Below are 797 nucleotides of genomic sequence, written 5' to 3'. Positions count from 1 at the left end.
GGTCTCGTGGGATCGGTGCTAAATAGGGTGGTTAATATACCAATAGACATAAGTCCTGCCATCACTATATATGCGGTTTGCCAAGACGTTAAACTGTATGCTTCGCTATTGGGCTCTATCCAAGCAGCAATAGTTAATGCACCTGCTGTAGCTACAATCATGGCGCTGCGGTACCCGACCTGGTAAGCGGCGGCAAGTGCCGCCTGCATTTTTACAGGAGCAGACTCAATCCGAAATGCGTCAATAACAATATCTTGTGTAGCAGAGGCAAATGCAACCATTAGCGCAAATAGTGCTAGCCTTTCAAGATCTGCTAACGGGTCACTTTGACTCATTCCGACAATCGCTGCTACAAGTAAAAGTTGGGCAAACATCATCCAGCCGCGTCGGCGCCCCAATAGTCGAGTGAATATAGGAAGCGACATTCTGTCGACAAGTGGTGACCAAGCCCACTTAAAGCCATAAGCGAGTGCTATCCAGCTAAAGTAACCAATTGCTGTACGGTCAACACCAGCTTCCCGAAGCCAGAACGACAACGTTGAGAATACCAACATTAACGGTAGGCCTGCGGAAAAACCGAGCAATAACAGGATAAGAACCCGTTTATGACAATAAATTGATGCAGCGTCTTTAAAACGCGAAAAGAAAGAATGCACGGGGGCGAACCACCTAAGGTAGGGAAATAACAATGAGTTCAACTAGCTTACGTAGGACGGTGCCAGGGTTCAAGGGCACAATAATGTTTTTTACTTCACGATAGTGATTACTGCCGGAGGGGTTAATACCTGCACGAGATT

1 pseudogene is annotated in these 797 nt (G+C 46.8%); it reads right to left on the bottom strand.

Annotated elements, in window-relative coordinates:
• Nucleotides 1–656 (bottom strand): annotated as a pseudogene (locus K5R16_RS21980) (AmpG family muropeptide MFS transporter); the annotation flags it as partial.
• Nucleotides 657–797 lie beyond the last annotated feature (141 nt).

The organism is Shewanella sp. c952 (assembly GCF_019654975.1).
Lineage (GTDB): Bacteria > Pseudomonadota > Gammaproteobacteria > Enterobacterales > Shewanellaceae > Shewanella.
The sequence above is the reverse complement of the archived record's forward strand: the minus strand, read 5'-3'. Positions and strand labels throughout refer to the sequence as shown.